At 42.6% G+C, this 17,570-nt stretch carries 15 protein-coding genes; 7 read left to right on the top strand and 8 right to left on the bottom strand.

The annotated features are described in order from the left end of the window. Positions 1 to 42: 42 nt before the first annotated feature. From ACUN2T_RS05285 to bolA, 8 genes are all read right to left on the bottom strand, one after another. Positions 43 to 417 carry a ComEA family DNA-binding protein gene (locus ACUN2T_RS05285; RefSeq protein WP_445496583.1) on the bottom strand — a complete coding sequence of 125 codons (375 nt, stop codon included), beginning with the start codon at positions 415 to 417 and terminating at the stop codon, positions 43 to 45. A gap of 150 nt (positions 418 to 567) precedes the next feature. After that, complete coding sequence (gene ppiD, locus ACUN2T_RS05280; protein ID WP_445496581.1) at positions 568 to 2,439, bottom strand: peptidylprolyl isomerase; 1,872 nt, start codon at positions 2,437 to 2,439, stop codon at positions 568 to 570. Positions 2,440 to 2,616: 177 nt separating this feature from the next. Then, positions 2,617 to 2,892 (bottom strand): nucleoid-associated protein HU-beta, encoded by a 276-nt coding sequence (gene hupB, locus ACUN2T_RS05275; RefSeq protein ID WP_445496579.1) that lies wholly within the window; start codon positions 2,890 to 2,892, stop codon positions 2,617 to 2,619. 230 nt (positions 2,893 to 3,122) lie between these two features. Next, positions 3,123 to 5,477: an endopeptidase La gene (lon, locus tag ACUN2T_RS05270; protein ID WP_445496578.1), complete on the bottom strand. Its 2,355-nt coding sequence runs from the start codon at positions 5,475 to 5,477 to the stop codon at positions 3,123 to 3,125. Positions 5,478 to 5,686: 209 nt separating this feature from the next. Beyond that, the gene (clpX, locus tag ACUN2T_RS05265; protein WP_445496576.1) at positions 5,687 to 6,958 is read right to left on the bottom strand and encodes an ATP-dependent protease ATP-binding subunit ClpX; all 1,272 of its coding nucleotides are present in this window, start codon (positions 6,956 to 6,958) and stop codon (positions 5,687 to 5,689) included. A gap of 137 nt (positions 6,959 to 7,095) precedes the next feature. Beyond that, entirely contained in the window at positions 7,096 to 7,719 is a 624-nt protein-coding gene (gene clpP / locus ACUN2T_RS05260; protein WP_445496575.1) for an ATP-dependent Clp endopeptidase proteolytic subunit ClpP, read from the bottom strand. A gap of 273 nt (positions 7,720 to 7,992) precedes the next feature. Then, positions 7,993 to 9,297 (bottom strand): trigger factor, encoded by a 1,305-nt coding sequence (gene tig, locus ACUN2T_RS05255; RefSeq protein ID WP_445496573.1) that lies wholly within the window; start codon positions 9,295 to 9,297, stop codon positions 7,993 to 7,995. Between the two features lie 376 nt (positions 9,298 to 9,673). Next, a complete protein-coding gene (gene bolA / locus ACUN2T_RS05250) occupies positions 9,674 to 9,985 on the bottom strand; it encodes a transcriptional regulator BolA (protein ID WP_445496572.1) in 312 nt (103 codons plus the stop codon). Positions 9,986 to 10,229: 244 nt separating this feature from the next. Between bolA and ACUN2T_RS05245 the strand changes: the two genes are divergently transcribed. The 7 genes from ACUN2T_RS05245 to ACUN2T_RS05215 all read left to right on the top strand — a co-directional run bounded on the left by ACUN2T_RS05245 (position 10,230) and on the right by ACUN2T_RS05215 (position 17,564). Beyond that, entirely contained in the window at positions 10,230 to 10,808 is a 579-nt protein-coding gene (locus tag ACUN2T_RS05245) for a lipoprotein (protein ID WP_445496571.1), read from the top strand. Between the two features lie 52 nt (positions 10,809 to 10,860). Beyond that, the gene (ampG, locus tag ACUN2T_RS05240) at positions 10,861 to 12,339 is read left to right on the top strand and encodes a muropeptide MFS transporter AmpG (protein WP_445496570.1); all 1,479 of its coding nucleotides are present in this window, start codon (positions 10,861 to 10,863) and stop codon (positions 12,337 to 12,339) included. A 241-nt stretch (positions 12,340 to 12,580) separates the two neighbouring features. Beyond that, positions 12,581 to 13,342 (top strand): nucleoside-specific channel-forming Tsx family protein, encoded by a 762-nt coding sequence (locus ACUN2T_RS05235; RefSeq protein WP_445496569.1) that lies wholly within the window; start codon positions 12,581 to 12,583, stop codon positions 13,340 to 13,342. Between the two features lie 363 nt (positions 13,343 to 13,705). Continuing rightward, positions 13,706 to 14,632: a cytochrome o ubiquinol oxidase subunit II gene (gene cyoA / locus ACUN2T_RS05230; protein ID WP_445496567.1), complete on the top strand. Its 927-nt coding sequence runs from the start codon at positions 13,706 to 13,708 to the stop codon at positions 14,630 to 14,632. Between the two features lie 4 nt (positions 14,633 to 14,636). Further along, entirely contained in the window at positions 14,637 to 16,628 is a 1,992-nt protein-coding gene (gene cyoB / locus ACUN2T_RS05225; protein WP_445496566.1) for a cytochrome o ubiquinol oxidase subunit I, read from the top strand. Continuing rightward, a complete protein-coding gene (locus ACUN2T_RS05220) occupies positions 16,618 to 17,232 on the top strand; it encodes a cytochrome o ubiquinol oxidase subunit III (protein WP_036836957.1) in 615 nt (204 codons plus the stop codon). Before cyoB ends, ACUN2T_RS05220 begins: the two co-directional genes overlap by 11 nt. Further along, positions 17,232 to 17,564, top strand: coding sequence for a cytochrome o ubiquinol oxidase subunit IV (locus tag ACUN2T_RS05215; protein ID WP_036842421.1), 333 nt, complete (start codon positions 17,232 to 17,234; stop codon positions 17,562 to 17,564). The genes ACUN2T_RS05220 and ACUN2T_RS05215 overlap by 1 nt, the downstream gene beginning before the upstream one ends. Positions 17,565 to 17,570 lie beyond the last annotated feature (6 nt).

Raw genomic sequence — 17,570 nt, 5'->3', positions numbered from 1 at the left:
CCGCTCACAAAATAAATCATGAATGAGGATGCTGGATGACTACTAATAACTCAACTTACTTCTGTTTCGTTCAATAAAAACTGGCCCTATTCCTTGAACCTCCTGTAACTGTTCCACAGCAGTAAATGAGCCATGTTTTTCACGATACTCAACAATTCCCTGAGCTTTTTTTACCCCAATACCATTCAGTGCTTTTGCTAACTCTTCTGCAGTTGCAGTATTGATATTCACCTTTCCCTTTTCTTCTACTTTCAAAGCATCTGGCTGCTGTAACTGCTTTTCTGATGAAGAATTACTTATAGTACTGGCTGTTTTAGCTACTTTGTCTTTTACTTGCTCAGCGGCGATTGCAAATTGCCCTCCACACGTATAAAGCAAGCCAGCAAGCAAAACAGATAAAATTCCCGATTTTTTCATACTCATTCCTCCGTGTTTTATTCGCGTAAAAAAGATTGCCACAGATAAATTTGAGCACAATAGACGAGTATCAGATATGCGAAAGGCCGCGAAAGCGGCCTTTATGAACAAGATAATTACAAGGATATTTGCGATACTCCCCGCAAATTTTTATTCGACATGACCTAACTTAATTTTAGCTTTTTCACGCAAGCTAATCAGTAACGACTCCAACATCGCGTTACCCATCTCACTCTGGTAACCATCAGTCATGCTTTTAATTTGCTCTCCGGATACAACACCTGGAGTCACTTTATCCAATTGAATCAAAACAACGTCATCCAAATTATTTTTTGCTAAACCATACTCTGCCTTAGCTTCTTTTGGCTGCGGTAAAGCGAATACCGCATCAACCAACACATTATTCTGAGGTATACGCTGAATAACCTGAGATTCACCAAAATGAATACCTGCGTCTTTCAGAGCTTGTTCACCTTTACCTTCTTTTAAGGCAACAAGTAATCTCTCACTTTCAATTTGAAGCTGTTTTTCAGCTTTCTGACGCTTAACTCGTTCGATAACCTGTTCTTTAACTTTCTCAAATGGCTGCACTGTTTCTGGTTTGTAATTATCTACACGCAGAACAAACGCACGATCACCTTCAACTGAGATAACATCAGAGTTAGTGCCTGTTGGCCCTTGCCCATCAACAAGATTACCGTCAAAAATTGCATGAATAACAGAACTAAAGTTAATCTCTGTCGGCACATTATTGCGATCAAACCAATTAGTCGTCACAACTTTAATACCTGAAACTTCCTCAGCAGCAGCTAAAGATTCATTATCGCTGGTAGCCGCATCACTGACCTTCTGTTGCAGAGCATAGAAAGCATCTACCGCTTTTTCCTGCTTAATGATTTTCTCAATTTCAGGGCGAACTTTAGACAAAGGCTTAATTATTTGGGGCTTAACATCATCTAAATGAAAAATGGCGAAACCATTAGGAACTTTAATCACAGAAGAAGTTTGGCCTTTCTCTTTTAAGTTAGCTTTTTTCATCTCTTCCGGAAGAGAATCTGCTTCCATCCAGCCAATATCACCATGATTTTTCGCTGAAAACTTATCTGTGGATTTTTTAGTCGCCAATTTATCAAAATCAGCGCCTTTATTCAGCTCATCAAGCACTGCTTTGGCTTCAGCTTCGGTTGCAAGCTGAATCAAACTGTATTTTTTCTGCTCTGATTGAGTATAACGCTTCAAGTTGTGCTCATAGTAAGTATCAATATCAGCGGATGTGGCTGAAACTTTATCCATTTCATCTACAGCATCCATTTTTATATAGCTGACTTTCACTTCTTCAGGAGCAATAAAGCTGTTCTTATTTAGATTATAATAATCCTGTGAATCTTTATCTGTCACCTCTTGCAGCGCCTGAATTTTCTTCAGCTCCAGTGTAGCCAGACGGACTGTTCTCTTTTGCAAAAGCAATTTAGCATTGAGTTTTGCTTCACCAGGCAATGCTATTTCACTACCAGAAAAAGCCATAATTAATTGCTGATTAATTAAATTCTGGCGTGTTTGTTCAGCAAAAATATCCGGACTCATGCTGAAACGGTTGAGCAATTCCAGATATTTGTTGTTATCAAATTTGCCGTTTGTCTGAAAATAAGGGGTATTTCGGATAGAATCCTTAACTTGCTCATCACTGGCAGATAAACCCAATTCACGGGAATATTGATCAATCAACGCGTTATTAATCAGACGTTCTAAAGCCTGGCTACGAATCTGCTTCATACTTTGTTCGTCACTTGCCAACACAGAGAATTTATCTCCCAGTTGTTCTTGCAACGTGTTTCTCTCTTGCTGAAACGCCTGCTCCAATTGAGCACGACTGATAGTCTGACCATTCACTTCGGCAGCATAACTACCCGTTCCACTTGTCAAGTAGCCCCCAACCCCCGTCAGTAAAAAAGACAGGATAATGAGAACCAGCACGATTTTAAGCACAGGACTGTTTGCCGCCGTGCGTAGGTTGTCCATCATAAAGAGGCAAAACTCCGCTTTGGTGAAATAGAAAACGCCATCTTACGCTAATTCAAGCGTTAAGAGAAAAAAAGCGCACCAATCAATTGATGCGCTTCTATTTTAGCTTACCAAATCTGTCTCGTCAGTCTATGTTTACCAATATAGCAGACGTTGACAAAGAATATTTGGTTTGTATTACTCATTAACCGCGTCTTTCAAACCCTTACCTGGACGGAAAGCAGGTACTTTAGCCGCAGCAATTTTGAGCTCTTCCCCTGTTTGAGGGTTACGACCAGTACGTGCAGAACGTTCACGAACAGCAAAAGTACCGAATCCCACCAGAGCAACATCATCGCCATCTTTTAATGCAGCAGTTACAGAAGAAATGAATGCATCTACTACACGCCCTGCAGCTGCTTTGGAAATATTAGAGTCAGCAGCAATTTTGTCGATCAGTTGTGATTTATTCACTCTTATCATCCCCATATAGTATTTTACTATCGCATCAGAATCCTAACGGATAACCCGATAGCAGTGCCGTTATATCAATCCTTTCCGATATTGGCAAGAAATCATAAAACAGCAAAATATTTATTCGACAACTCATCCAAGTTAACGATATAAAAAAAGCTGGTAAGCCTGAATTCACTTACCAGCCTATATTTCATCCATAGCTCTTAAGATCGTTCACTATTTTTATACTATTTAACTGACACTAATTCCGCACCAAACGCAGGATCCTGCAATGTAATAGCTAAAACATCTTCAATACGCTTAACCGGATGGATCTGTAGATCCGCAATAATGTTTTGAGGAATTTCTTCCAAATCACGTTTATTCTCTTCCGGAATCAAGACTGTTTTAATACCACCTCGATGCGCAGCCAATAGTTTCTCTTTCAAACCACCAATTGGCAGAACTAAACCACGCAGAGTAATTTCACCCGTCATAGCAACATCAGCCCGAACTGGATTACCTGTTAGACAGGAAACCAATGCTGTGCACATAGCGATACCTGCACTTGGGCCATCTTTTGGTGTTGCGCCTTCCGGAACGTGGACATGAATATCCCGCTTTTCATAGAAATCAGAGTTGATACCCAGTTTATCAGCCCGGGCACGAACAACGGTCAATGCAGCCTGAATGGATTCCTGCATAACCTCACCTAATGAACCGGTATAGGTCAGCTTACCTTTCCCTGGAACACATGCGGTTTCAATGGTCAATAAATCACCACCAACCTCAGTCCATGCAAGTCCTGTGACTTGACCAATACGGTTTTCTGTATCCGCACGACCATAATCCACACGTTGAACACCCAGATAATCCTTCAGATTATCTGCATTGATCTCAATGTGTTTTAAGCTCTTATCCATAAGCAATGTTTTCACCGACTTACGGCATAGTTTAGAAATTTCTCGTTCTAAACTACGCACCCCGGCTTCACGGGTGTAATAACGGATAATGCCAATAATGGCACTGTCATCAATAGTTAATTCATCTTTTTTCAGGGCATTACGCTCAATCTGCTTAGGCAGCAAATGACGTTTGGCAATATTTAGTTTTTCATCTTCGGTGTAACCGGAAAGACGAATAATTTCCATACGATCCAGCAATGGTGCTGGAATATTCATAGAGTTGGATGTTGCAACAAACATGACATCTGACAAATCATAATCGACTTCCAGATAATGGTCGTTAAATGCCACGTTCTGTTCCGGGTCCAAAACTTCCAATAAGGCAGAAGCTGGATCACCACGCATATCAGATGACATCTTGTCGATTTCATCCAACAGGAACAATGGATTTTTCACCCCAACTTTGGACATTTTCTGAATCAATTTACCCGGCATAGAGCCAATATAGGTACGGCGATGACCACGGATTTCCGCTTCATCACGAACTCCGCCCAGTGCCATACGCACATATTTCCGTCCGGTTGCTCGTGCGATAGATTGTCCTAAAGAAGTTTTACCCACACCTGGAGGCCCAACCAGACATAAAATCGGTCCTTTAATTTTACTGATCCGACTTTGTACTGCCAGATACTCAAGGATACGTTCTTTCACGCGCTCCAAACCATAATGGTCGGTATCCAAAGTTTCCTGGGCTTTAACCAAATCTTTTTTAACTTTACTGCGGACAACCCACGGGACCTGTACCATCCAATCAATGTAGCTACGGACAACCGTCGCTTCCGCCGACATAGGAGACATCATTTTCAGCTTTTGTAATTCAGCTTCCGCTTTTTCATGGGCTTCTTTTGGCATTTTTGCCGCTTCAATTTTGCGCTTGAGAGTCTCATACTCATCAGGCGCATCATCCATTTCACCCAACTCTTTCTGAATTGCTTTCATCTGTTCATTCAGGTAGTACTCGCGCTGGCTCTTTTCCATTTGTTTCTTCACGCGATTACGGATGCGTTTTTCTACCTGTAACAGATCAATTTCTGACTCCATCATTGCCATTAGATATTCAAGGCGCTCAACAACATCAGACATTTCCAGAACAGTCTGTTTGTCACTGAGTTTCAATGGCATATGAGCAGCGATTGTATCCGCTAATTTAGCGACATCTTCAATATTGTGCAGTGAGGTCAAAACCTCCGGCGGGATTTTTTTATTAAGCTTAATGTAACCTTCAAACTGATTAATAGCCGTTCTGATCAGAACTTCCTGCTCACGCTCATCAACAATTGGTGAATCAAGATACTCAGCCTGAGCAGAAAAATGCTCGCCATTGTCAGTCAGAGTCGTAATACGGGCACGTTTCAACCCTTCGACAAGCACTTTTACGGTGCCATCTGGCAGTTTTAACATCTGTAAAATAGAAGCTACTGTACCAACGGAAAAAAGGTCATTAACCCCTGGCTCATCAGTTGAAGCTTCTTTTTGCGCAACCAACATGATCTGTTTGTCATGATCCATTGCTGCTTCCAGGCAGTGAATAGACTTTTCACGCCCTACAAACAGAGGGATCACCATATGCGGGTAAACCACTACATCGCGCAGAGGCAATACAGGGGTTTCTATGCGTTCGGAACGCTCAGGATTCATAGAGCTCTCTCTTCGTTTAGCTTTCGCCAATTTTTAAGGAATCTCGTGAAACACGGTTTTCACGAGTTTCACTTCATAGAATATAAAATATATGGGGACAGGAATTTGACATTCAATGGTATGATACTTTAATTAAAAACAAAATGAGGGCAACCCCCTCATTTTATTCAATAATATCTCGTTTAGTGAATTCCCTGTCCTGGCCTCAATTATTCACCAGAAACTTGGGCATCCGGTTTGCTGTAAATCAGTAATGGTGCAGATTGACCATTAATAACAGATTCATCTACAACAACTTTCCCAACATTTTCCATTGATGGCAGATCGTACATCGTATTCAGCAATGCGCCTTCAACAATAGAGCGCAGACCACGGGCCCCTGTCTTACGAAGCACCGCTTTCTTAGCAATAGCGATCAGAGCTTCATTTCTGAACTCCAGATCGACACCCTCAAGGTTAAATAGAGCCTGATACTGCTTAGTCAGCGCATTTTTAGGCTCTTTTAGAATCTGAATCAACGCTTCTTCACTCAGTTCAGTAAGCGTAGCAACAACAGGTAACCGCCCAATAAACTCAGGGATAAGACCAAATTTGATCAGATCTTCTGGTTCAGACTGCGCAAACAATTCGCCTTCAGTCGCTTTTTCTGACTCACCTTTGACTTTCGCACCAAAGCCAATACCAGTACTGGTATTTAGACGCTGGCTAATCACTTTATCCAGACCGGCAAACGCCCCACCACAGATAAATAAGATTTTAGAGGTATCTACCTGTAAAAACTCTTGCTGTGGATGTTTACGCCCGCCCTGAGGAGGAACCGCTGCAATTGTACCTTCAATTAATTTCAGCAGCGCTTGCTGTACACCTTCCCCTGAAACATCCCGGGTAATTGACGGGTTATCAGACTTACGTGAAATTTTGTCAATTTCGTCAATGTAAACAATACCGCGCTGAGCTTTCTGCACATCGTAGTCACATTTTTGCAGTAACTTCTGAATAATGTTTTCTACATCTTCGCCCACATATCCCGCTTCAGTCAGCGTAGTCGCATCCGCCATAGTAAAGGGAACATCAAGATAACGGGCCAATGTTTCAGCCAGCAGTGTCTTACCACTCCCTGTCGGCCCAATAAGCAGAATATTACTTTTACCTAATTCAACACTGTTACTAGTATCACCATTACGTAACCGCTTGTAGTGATTATAAACAGCAACTGCTAACACTTTTTTCGCCGTTTCCTGGCCAATAACATAATCATCCAGATGCTGACGAATTTCATGAGGAGTTGGTAATGCACTACGCTCACGATGTGGTACAAGCTCTTTAATTTCTTCGCGAATGATGTCGTTACATAAATCCACACATTCATCGCAGATATACACTGACGGGCCAGCAATCAATTTCCTCACTTCATGTTGGCTTTTCCCGCAGAAAGAGCAATACAGCAGCTTTCCTGAACCGTCTTTGCGCTTATCTGTCATCAGTCACAACCTCACTTTAATCAACTGCCACCCCAGATTCATCTGGCAAAGCAGGAAATTCTACTATTACCCCGAACGACATAACCTTACCAAATAGTAAGGCGAATATTTATATTATAGCTTCCGGGAATAATAAATTAATCGCGATGGGTGAAAATCTTATCAACCAACCCATACTCTACGGCTTCACTTGCTGACAAGAAACGATCACGTTCTGTATCTTTCTTGATTTCTTCAAGGGTTTTTCCCGTATGTTTTGCCATCAAATCATTCATACGCGCTTTAACTTTAAGTATTTCCTGGGCATGGATCTCAATATCTGTAGCCTGCCCTTGGAAACCACCTAATGGTTGATGGATCATGACCCGGGAATTTGGCAGACAGATACGTTTTCCTTCTGCGCCGGCAGTCAGCAAGAATGCCCCCATTGAACATGCCTGCCCCATACAAATGGTGCTAACATCCGGTTTAATAAACTGCATCGTGTCATAAATGGACATGCCCGCAGTAATCACACCACCTGGTGAATTAATATATAAGAAAATATCTTTTTCCGGATTCTCTGCCTCAAGGAACAACATTTGAGCCACAATCAGGTTTGCCATATGATCTTCAACCTGACCGGTCAGAAAAATAATACGTTCTTTTAACAGGCGTGAATAGATATCGAACGAACGTTCTCCACGTGCAGTCTGTTCAATTACCATCGGCACCAAAGCCATATGAGGCACATATTGATCCCGCTTGTCGTTATATGACATTTCCGTCTCCTAATAGAATTCATGTTGGTGCCATTCATAACCGATTCTACTTGAGATAAGCGATGATGACCATGATTCAAAAGTTAATCAATCAAAGGAGGATTACCCCTGAAAAATCTTGTAATCATATACATAATGTAAAAAAGGATCTGGGGTTAAACCCACTTTTTTCAAGAAAAATTTTGCCTTTTATTCATAAAAAAACCCGCAGATAAATCTGCGGGTTCAATTTCACAGAGATGATAAATTCGTTATCTCAAGCAAAGCCAACGCTTATGCCATTTGATTCTGATTCATTAACTCATTAAAAGTTGTTTCTTTTTCAGAAACTTTTGCTTTACCCAAAAGAACTTCAACAGCTTGTTCTTCCAGAGCAATATTACGAACATTGCTCATCAATTCCTGGTTCTTACCATAGAATTCGATCACTTCCTGAGGATCTTCATAAGCAGAAGCCATTTCCTCAACCAGTCCTTTAACACGCTCTTCGTCAGCTTTCAGCTCATTGCTACTGATAACTTCACCTAATAACAGGCCAACAACAACGCGACGTTTAGCTTGTTCTTCAAACAGTTCACGAGGCAATTCCAACGCTTGTTTTTCATTGCCACCAAAACGCTGGGCAGATTGACGACGCAGAACATCAATTTCGCCATCAACAACAGCGGCCGGAACTTCGATTTCGTTAGCTTTAACTAAGCCATCAATAACCTGAGATTTAATAAGGTTACGAACTGCATTTTTCAGTTCACGTTCCATATTCTTACGTACTTCTGCACGCAGGCCGTCAACTGTGCCATCAGCAATAGCGAAACGTTTGATGAATTCTTCAGTCAACTCCGGCAATTCACGCTGTTCCACTTTTTTCAAAGTGATCGCAAACTTAGCGGCTTTACCTTTCAGATTTTCAGCATGATAATCTTCTGGGAAGTTCACATCAATAATGAACTCTTCACCAGTTTTATGACCAACAATGCCCTCTTCGAAACCTGGGATCATACGACCCTGACCCATAGTCAGAACAAAATCAGAAGCTTTGCCGCCTTCAAACTCTTCACCATCAACAGAACCGTTGAAGTCAACAGTAATACGATCTTCTGCACTCACAGCTTCTTCGGTTTCTTTCCAGTCAGCCTGCTGCTTACGCAATGTTTCCAGCATTGCATCAACATCTTCGTCTTTTACTTCAACAACGGGTTTTTCAACTTCAATGGCTTCCAGATCTTTCAACTCAACTTCTGGATAAACTTCAAACTCGACAGAATAAGTGAAATCTTCGCCGTCGTTGAACTGCTCTGGCGCATAGCTTGGTGCACCCGCAGGATTGATTTTTTGTTCAATGATTGCATTAATAAAGTTACGTTGCATCAGATCACCCAGAACATCCTGAATAACAGAAGCACCATAACGTTGTTTAATGATGTTCATAGGCACTTTGCCTTTACGGAAACCATCAACACGAACTTTTTTTGCTACATTGACCAACTCACTGCTAACTGCCTTTTCAACATCGGCAGCAGGAACGGTGATTGTCACACGACGCCCAAGGCCTTGAGTGGTTTCAACAGAAACTTGCATCTTTTTACCTCAAAAAAATCATAGTGCTCGGTCAACTCCAGAGACCGTACAACCGGCAGATGTTCTATGTGCCAATCGCAACACTCTCTAAGAACCGGGGCGGTCGCATTTAAAAACCGAGAATCCCTGATGTCAGAAGCATCCCGAAACCATTCTAAAAATTAGACGCAGCATTATAGCGATGCAGACGGTGTGAGTCGAGAATTGCGAACAAAAGCCCGAAGTATTCATCAATTTCATGCAACAACAATTTTTTAGCTATCAGAATTGCGTTCAAAATGTGCCACATATAAAACGCAAAAACGGCCCAAAGGCCGTCAATCGAGTCCATTCTATTTTGATATCGCAATTTCAGGAGAATGTCCCAACTCAGTACTCAAGCCACATTACCACCCCGACAAGCCGGTGAAGCTAAAACAGTATCCTGCAATTCATCCCACTCTTTTTCGGTATAGGTATGCAACGCTAAAGCATGAACACCTGCATCCAGTTCTGCCGATAATATGCCGTAAACAGAACGATGGCGATTCAGCATACGTTCACCAACAAATTTATTACTGATGATTACAACCTTAAAATGGCTTTCAGAACCTACGGGTACATTGTGACGATAACTTTCATCAATAACCTCAAGATATGATGGGTTAAATGCAGCCTGTAATTTCTCTTCTATATCCTGGTACACCATAACCATTCTCCTTAACCACACAGCAATCGTACTGCCAACCATATTAATGATTTTAGTCTATTCTTCATAAGTTATAGCACTAGCATATTAAAATACCTTTTAATCAAACCCCACATCAAAAGGTTTTTATACACGTTTACCTCATCAGGGATATGCCATGATCAAAGGCAGTGCTATTATTGGCGTAGTTTATGCTTATTGATAAGTATTACTGGACATCCTTATCACTGATGAGAAAATCAACATGTTGAAAAAAATATTATTCCCGCTTATTGCCCTTTTTCTTCTTGCTGGTTGTGCTGTTCCCAGCAATTCCCTGACCATCGAACCTAAAATTACGCTGCCAACAGCAGACCCAACTATGGGGGCTATTACCATCAGCATCAGTGGTGCCGACAATCGCCAATCTCAGACACTCGCTCAAGTTAACCGTAATGCAAAGCTGGAAATACTGAAACCGTCCCGTGATCTGCGCTTTCTACTCCAGGAAATCCTGGAAAAACAAATGGCCGCTCGTGGTTATATGATTGGTTCGCCAGCCAATGCTAATCTGCAAATTATTGTAAACAACCTATATGCAGATGTTAAAGAAGGCAGCTTACGCCATAATATTTCAACAAAAGTCGATATTTCCATCATCAGTGCAGCACAAAACGGAAGTAAACAAGTTAAAAACTACCGTACCAGCTACAATGTGCAAGGTCCTCTCGGAGCAACCAATGAGAAAATTGCTGATGCAGTAAATACTGTACTATCTGAAGTCATCGCAGATATGGCTCAAGATCCTTCCGTCAGTAATTTCATCAAACAAAATGCCCGCTAATTAAGGATTAATTACTTACTCTGTCCGCTGAGGACAGAGTTTTGGGAGGCTCATGCATTATCGTTATCTCACTGTTTTTACACAACATAACTCACGTATCCTGCTTTTACTTGGCTTTGTTTCTGGTTTACCTCTCGCACTGACCGCCGGCACCCTGCAAGCGTGGATGACCGTTGAAGACATCGATCTTAAAACTATTGGCTTCTTTTCTCTTGTCGGTCAGGCATATGTTTTCAAATTTCTTTGGTCCCCTTTTATGGACCGCTATACCCCCTCTTTCCTTGGACGCCGCCGTGGCTGGCTGCTTGTTACACAGTTATTACTGATAGCCAGTATTGCTGCAATGGGTTTTCTCCAGCCATCTCAACATTTATGGTGGCTAGCCGCCCTAGCAGTCGCCGTCTCTTTCTGTTCTGCATCGCAGGATATCGTCTTTGACGCTTATAAAGCAGATTTACTCAGTAGCGAAGAACGGGGTGTAGGTGCTGCTATTTCGGTACTTGGTTATCGGTTAGCAATGTTAGTTTCAGGCGGGTTAGCATTATGGATCGCAGACCGCTATATAGGCTGGCAACATACATACTGGTTGATGGCTGGATTGATGCTGATTGGCATCTATGCAACTTTAAGAGCCAGAGAACCTGAAGTTAAGATCCCCCCACCCAAAACACTTCATCAGGCCGCAATAGAATCATTGGTCAATTTTTTCAGTCGCAATAACGCATGGCTGATACTGCTATTAATTGTCATGTATAAAATAGGCGATGCCTTTGCTGCCAGTCTCAGCACCCCATTTCTCATCCGTGGTATGGGTTTTGATGCTGGTGAAGTCGGTATGGTCAACAAAACACTGGGATTAGCCGCAACTATCTTCGGTGCATTATATGGTGGTTATTTGATGCAACGATGGAGTTTATTTCGCTCACTCATGATATTTGGCATTCTTCAGGCCATCTCTAATACTGGATACTGGCTGTTATCCATCACTGACAAAAGTATTTACACTATGGGCAGTGCCATTTTTCTGGAAAATATCTGTGGTGGAATGGGAACCGCGGCATTTGTTGCCTTGCTTATGGCTTTATGTCACAAAGCATTCTCCGCAACACAGTTTGCTTTATTATCTGCCTTATCGGCTGTTGGACGAGTATACGTCGGCCCGATTGCTGGTTGGTTCGTTGAATTACATGGCTGGTCAAACTTCTATCTGTTTTCTATAGCAGCCTCTATTCCAAGTTTATTACTACTATTTATCTGCCGCCAGACTCTGGCTTACACCCACCGAACCAATGATTTTATGCCACGTACTAAGTTCGGAAATTTCTATCGTCTGGCACTTGGCTTGCTATCATTAGCAAGTATCCTTCTTACATTTTGGTTATTTACCATAATCACCAATGCTCTCAACTGGACCAATGCACCTAATTTGTCCGAACAATTACTCTTGTTGGGAGTGCAATTCGGTATCGCCGGCATCATTTTAGGTAGCGTTCTAGATTATCTTGCATTAAGAAGGAACAAATTGGCTTAAGAAAGTGAAAGCATTAAATTAATTTATTAAAGGTTGACTACTGTCAGCCTTTTTATATCCGGCAAAAAACTAAGTGATAAAGATCACATTTTGGATAGTCATTTATCTAAAAGTGCTATTTTTGAGTCATTATTGGATTGTTCAATATTCATATCCACGTAAAATCAGACTACCATTTTAAGGCTTACTATATAGCGTTAAAACTTAAAAACCTCTTTTCATGGATGCGTTAGAGAAATTTATGAGAAAAACAATTCTGGCTACTGCCTTATTTACTACTGTCTCAGTTCCAGCTTATGCTGAATATCAAGGGGGCTTTGCTAATATCAGCATGAACTACCTCGACTGGACCAGCCACACCACGCATAAATCAGGGCAAACCTCTCATAAAGACGACTTTGCCTATGTGGAACTGGAAGGCGGAACCGGATTTGACTGGGGTGAATTATATGGGTTCTTTGATCTGGAAAATGCTTTCAACAGTAAGCATGCTCAACCAGGGGATAACCAAAGATATACCTTTAAAACAACCGGCCGCTTCTATCTAGCTGATACTGGTTTCAATCTTTACGGTCATGTTTACGGTACTTATTCCCTCCCAGGAAAAGCACATGGTGGAAATTTCCATGAGGTAAATACCCTGTATGGTATTGGTTACAACACTGACATCGCCGGTGTCTGGTTCAAACCATTCGTTGCATTACATTATGTTGATCAAACTTTCTACTCTGGTAATAACGGCTATGTTGTCGGCTGGGTGGCAGGTTATGATTTTCAGCTCTGGCAAGAAAAATTCAGTATAACTAACTGGAATGAAATAGAACTTAACCGGAATGAGCGCTATGGCAATGGCGGACGGGACGGTGTTAACGGTGCAGTGGCATTGTGGTGGACACCTCACCCCTCTTTCACAACCGGCGTTCAATATCGATATGCCGATCATAAATTAGGTGAAGGGTTCTGGCAGGATGGGATTGTCTACACCATCAAATATAATTTCTAATTATTGATGTTAACTGTGAGCTACTTCTGGGGTAGCTCCAGTTAATTTAATTCTTAAATAAAATTGCCGTCATAGAAATCTTTAAAGTAAATTTTTATATTTTTCCTTCCGCTGAAAAATATAGAAATATTTTAATATAAATTAATATTTCCATCACATTTCAGTCACACCTCGTTAAGCTTAAATAACCTTTTCAAGCTAGCTCTTGCTGCATCTTCCATTTACATGTGATCCCACTAACATAAAGGGTCAACAACCTATCAACTAACTATTACAAATGTTTACACTCCTGTGGCCTTACCGTAGAATGCCCACACTGATGAAACGACAATAGAGCTTTTGTTATTTGGAGTCGTTAGACTTATGAAATACAATAAAAGTATTGGGATATTGTCATTACTGGCAGCCATTCTTATGTTGAATGGTTGTGATATGGTACTGATGAATCCTAAAGGCGCTATCGGCGCTGAACAAAAAACGCTAATACTCACAGCTATTGGCCTGATGCTTATCATTGTTATTCCGGTAATCATCATGGCATTTACCTTTGCCGTGCGTTACCGCGAAGCCAACAAAAACGCTACCTATCGCCCTAACTGGGCACACTCAAATAAAATTGAGCTGGTAGTGTGGACGGTTCCTATCATTATCATTATCATTTTGGCAACTATTACTTGGAAAACAACCCACGAGCTTGATCCATATAAGCCACTGGTCAGCGACGAAAAACCAGTGACTATTGAAGTAATTTCTCTTGACTGGAAATGGCTATTCGTTTACCCGGAGCAAGGTATCGCTACAGTTAACGAAATTGCCTTCCCTACTGGTGTTCCTGTTAACTTCAAAATCACCTCTGATTCTGTGATGAACTCATTCTTCATCCCGCAGTTAGGTGGTCAAATTTACGCAATGGCAGGTATGCAGACGAAACTTCACTTAATTGCCAATGAACCTGGCACTTATAAAGGTTTGTCCAGCAGCTACAGCGGGCACGGCTTCTCCGGCATGAAATTTACTGCCACAGCTACCGCAGATCGTGAAGGTTTTGAACAATGGGTCCAAAAAGTAAAAGCCTCTCCCAAAACCCTGGATACCATGCAGGCATTTGATGAGTTAGCCAAACAAAGCCAGAACCATCCGGTTGAATACTTCTCAAGCGTTAAGCCTAACCTGTATCAAGACATTATTGCCAAATTTATGGGCGACATGAATATGCATGGCGGCCACGGTGCAACAACAGGTCATAACATGAACATGAGTGAAACTGCTCATGCCGGAGTTGAGGAATAAAGTAATGTTGGGAAAATTAACACTTGATGCAATCCCATTGCATGAGCCCATTATCATGGTCACTCTTGCAGGGATTCTCTTCGGAGGGCTCGCAGTTGTTGGAGCCCTGACCTATTTCCGAAAATGGAAATGGCTGTGGAGCGAGTGGTTAACCAGCGTTGACCACAAAAAAATCGGTATTATGTACATCGTCGTGGCACTGGTCATGATGCTCCGTGGCTTTGCCGATGCCATCATGATGCGTGGTCAGCAGGCTGTCGCCTCCGCTGACGCAGGAGGTTTCCTGCCGCCACATCACTATGACCAGATCTTTACCGCCCACGGCGTCATCATGATTTTCTTCATGGCAACACCTTTCGTTGTCGGCCTGATGAACATCGTGGTTCCACTACAGATCGGTGCCCGTGACGTTGCGTTTCCATTCCTGAACTCACTGAGTTTCTGGTTCTTCGTCGTTGGTGTCGCGCTGATTAACATCTCGCTGGGTGTGGGTGAATTCGCTCAAACTGGCTGGTTAGCCTACCCTCCACTGTCAGGTATAGAGTATAACCCTGGCGTTGGGGTCGATTACTGGATATGGAGTCTCCAGATATCTGGTATCGGTACGTTACTGACAGGCGTTAACTTCTTTGCCACGATCCTGCGTATGCGTGCCCCCGGCATGTCAATGATGAAAATGCCTGTATTCTCTTGGGCAGCACTGTGTACTAACGTACTGATCATCGCAGCATTCCCGATACTGACTGTTACCATTGCCCTGCTGACTTTCGACCGCTACATGGGCACCCATTTCTTTACCAATGATATGGGCGGCAACATGATGATGTACATCAACCTGATATGGGCCTGGGGTCACCCTGAGGTTTATATTCTGGTACTGCCGGTCTTTGGTGTCTTCTCTGAAGTTACTGCGACGTTCTCGAAAAAACGACTGTTTGGCTATACCTCTCTGGTATGGGCAACCATTGCCATCACCGTGTTGTCGTTCATCGTATGGCTACACCACTTCTTTACAATGGGTTCCGGCGCGAACGTTAATGCTTTCTTCGGTATAGCCACCATGATTATCTCGATTCCAACGGGAGTTAAGATCTTCAACTGGCTGTTCACGATGTATCAGGGCCGTATTGAGTATAAAACCCCGATGTTGTGGACTGTTGGCTTTATTGTCACCTTCTCGATCGGTGGTATGACTGGGGTTCTGCTGGCGGTTCCGGGTGCAAACTTCGTTCTGCATAACAGTCTATTCCTGATCGCACACTTCCATAACGTTATCATCGGCGGTGTTGTCTTCGGTTGTTTCGCGGGTACTGCTTACTGGTTCCCGAAAGCATTTGGTTTCACACTAAATGAAAAATGGGGTGTCCGCGCATTCTGGTTCTGGCTCATTGGCTTCTTCATCGCCTTTATGCCAGTTTACGCACTCGGCTTCATGGGTATGACCCGTCGTATCAGCCAGGATATCAACCCTGAATTCCACACCTTGCTGGTTGTCTCCGCGATCGGTGTTGCTCTGATTGCCGTTGGTATCCTGTGTCAAGTCATTCAATTCTACGTCAGTATCCGTGACCGTGACCAAAACCGTGACCTGACTGGCGACCCTTGGGGCGGACGTACTCTGGAGTGGGCAACATCTTCTCCACCGCCATTCTATAACTTTGCTGACGTTCCACATGTTCAAACCCGTGATGCATGGTGGGATATGAAAGAAAAAGGCACAGCTTATAAGCGTCCTGCTAAATATGAAGAAATTCATATGCCTAAAAATGCCGGTGCAGGTGTGATTATTGCTGGCTTCAGCTTGCTTTTTGGTTTCGCTATGATTTGGCATATCTGGTGGCTGGCTATCGCAGGCTTCGCCGGCATGATTATCACTTGGATTGCGAAAAGCTTTGATGACGATGTTGATTACTACGTACCCGTTGCTGAAGTTGAGCAAATTGAGAATCAACACCATGAACAAATTAGCAAGGCAGGTCTGAACCATGTCAACTGAAACTATGACTAACCATAATCATGCCCATGAAGATCATGGGCACCACGATGCGGGAGCCACTAAGGTATTCGGTTTCTGGATCTACTTGATGAGTGACTGTATTTTGTTCGCATGTCTGTTTGCGACTTATGCAGTGCTGGTTAACGGAACCGCAGGCGGCAAATCTGGGAAAGAAATTTTCGACCTCTCTTTTGTACTGGTTGAAACTTTCCTGCTGTTATTCAGTAGTATCACTTATGGCTTTGCCATGCTGGGTATGAACAAAGGCAAAATCGGCCAGGTTAACGCTTGGCTCGGTATGACTTTCCTGTTCGGCCTTGGCTTCGTGGCAATGGAACTGTATGAATTCCATCATCTGATTGCAGACGGCTACGGCCCTGACCGCAGTGCGTTCATGTCTGGATTCTTCGCACTGGTCGCCACTCACGGTATCCACGTTACCTGTGGTCTGGTCTGGATTATCATCATGATAATTCAGGTAACACGCCGCGGCTTAACCGATGTTAATAAAACCCGGCTGAACTGCCTGAGCTTATTCTGGCACTTCCTTGATGTGGTGTGGATCTGTGTCTTTACCGTTGTTTATCTGTTAGGAGCTATGTAATGAGTCATTCAAATACAGCTCATACTGGAGCTAGCCACGGTAGCCTGAAATCTTATATTATCGGCTTTGTTCTTTCCGTCATCCTAACAGTGATTCCGTTCTGGATGGTAATGGATGGTTCCGCCTCCCATGCCACTATCCTGACAACGGTAGTCGGTCTGGCTGTTGTGCAGATTCTTGTTCATTTTATCTACTTCCTGCACATGAACACTTCATCAGAAGAGCGCTGGAATTTAGTAGCATTGCTGTTCACTATTTTGATTATCGGTATTGTTGTTGTTGGCTCGCTATGGATCATGTACAACCTCAACATTAATATGATGGTTGATTAAAGAGCT

This window comes from Photorhabdus machadonis (assembly GCF_052657765.1).
This window is presented reverse-complemented; position numbering and strand designations above follow the sequence as displayed.

Bases quoted from the DNA above. Each gene is read 5' to 3' on its own strand.
- clpP (WP_445496575.1), bottom strand. From the start codon at position 7,719: ATGTCATATAACGACAAGCGGGATCAATATGTGCCTCATATGGCTTTG.
- ampG (WP_445496570.1), top strand. From the start codon at position 10,861: ATGCATTATCGTTATCTCACTGTTTTTACACAACATAACTCACGTATC.
- lon (WP_445496578.1), bottom strand. From the start codon at position 5,477: ATGAATCCTGAGCGTTCCGAACGCATAGAAACCCCTGTATTGCCTCTG.
- clpX (WP_445496576.1), bottom strand. From the start codon at position 6,958: ATGACAGATAAGCGCAAAGACGGTTCAGGAAAGCTGCTGTATTGCTCT.
- ACUN2T_RS05220 (WP_036836957.1), top strand. From the start codon at position 16,618: ATGTCAACTGAAACTATGACTAACCATAATCATGCCCATGAAGATCAT.
- bolA (WP_445496572.1), bottom strand. From the start codon at position 9,985: ATGGTGTACCAGGATATAGAAGAGAAATTACAGGCTGCATTTAACCCA.
- ppiD (WP_445496581.1), bottom strand. From the start codon at position 2,439: ATGATGGACAACCTACGCACGGCGGCAAACAGTCCTGTGCTTAAAATC.
- cyoA (WP_445496567.1), top strand. From the start codon at position 13,706: ATGAAATACAATAAAAGTATTGGGATATTGTCATTACTGGCAGCCATT.
- cyoB (WP_445496566.1), top strand. From the start codon at position 14,637: ATGTTGGGAAAATTAACACTTGATGCAATCCCATTGCATGAGCCCATT.
- ACUN2T_RS05235 (WP_445496569.1), top strand. From the start codon at position 12,581: ATGAGAAAAACAATTCTGGCTACTGCCTTATTTACTACTGTCTCAGTT.
- ACUN2T_RS05245 (WP_445496571.1), top strand. From the start codon at position 10,230: ATGTTGAAAAAAATATTATTCCCGCTTATTGCCCTTTTTCTTCTTGCT.
- ACUN2T_RS05285 (WP_445496583.1), bottom strand. From the start codon at position 417: ATGAAAAAATCGGGAATTTTATCTGTTTTGCTTGCTGGCTTGCTTTAT.
- ACUN2T_RS05215 (WP_036842421.1), top strand. From the start codon at position 17,232: ATGAGTCATTCAAATACAGCTCATACTGGAGCTAGCCACGGTAGCCTG.
- tig (WP_445496573.1), bottom strand. From the start codon at position 9,297: ATGCAAGTTTCTGTTGAAACCACTCAAGGCCTTGGGCGTCGTGTGACA.